The sequence below is a fragment of the uncultured Sulfitobacter sp. genome (assembly GCF_947502895.1).
Classification (GTDB): Bacteria; Pseudomonadota; Alphaproteobacteria; order Rhodobacterales; family Rhodobacteraceae; genus Sulfitobacter.
The window spans coordinates 1-558 of record NZ_CANNBM010000016.1 but is presented as its reverse complement, the minus strand read 5'-3'; the positions used below and the strand labels follow the sequence as shown (position 1 = coordinate 558).

Annotated in this window: 1 pseudogene; it reads left to right on the top strand. The window is 63.3% G+C overall.

Annotated elements, in window-relative coordinates:
- Positions 1-311 (top strand): annotated as a pseudogene (locus Q0903_RS19710) (hypothetical protein); the annotation flags it as partial.
- Positions 312-558: the final 247 nt, after the last annotated feature.

Genomic DNA, 558 nt, shown 5'->3' with positions numbered 1-558 from the left:
ATGACACGCTGACAGGCGGGGAAGGCGACGATCTGCTGACCGGTCTGGACGACGCCGATACCTTTGTCTTTGCCGACGGGTCAGGGGCCGATGTGGTCACGGACTTCAGCGCGATCGAGATGGACATCGTCGACCTGTCAGGGGTGGCCTCCATCACCGATATGGCATCGCTGCAGGCCAGCCTTGGCACCAGCGCGGGTGGCGATGCGGTTGTGACCTTCGGCACCGACAGTGTCGAGCTGCAGGGCGTCACAGCGGCCGAGATCGGCACCGGACTGGCCTACGACGAAGACAACTTTATCTTCGTGTGATCCAACGCGCCCGTGACGGCGCCACACACCATAACAAACCCCGCCGCAACACCAGCGGCGGGGTTTTTCCGTCTGTGCCGCCGTCACGGGCCGAAAGGCCTTGGGGCATGAACACGCCCCGACGCCCAACAGATCACGGACCGGCCGCAGATGAAGAAACCCCGCACATCAATAAAAAACCGGTGCCTGCGATCCGCCGGGCGCCAGTGGTCCGAAAGGTCATTGGTTCAAGACAGGTCTGCGCGCC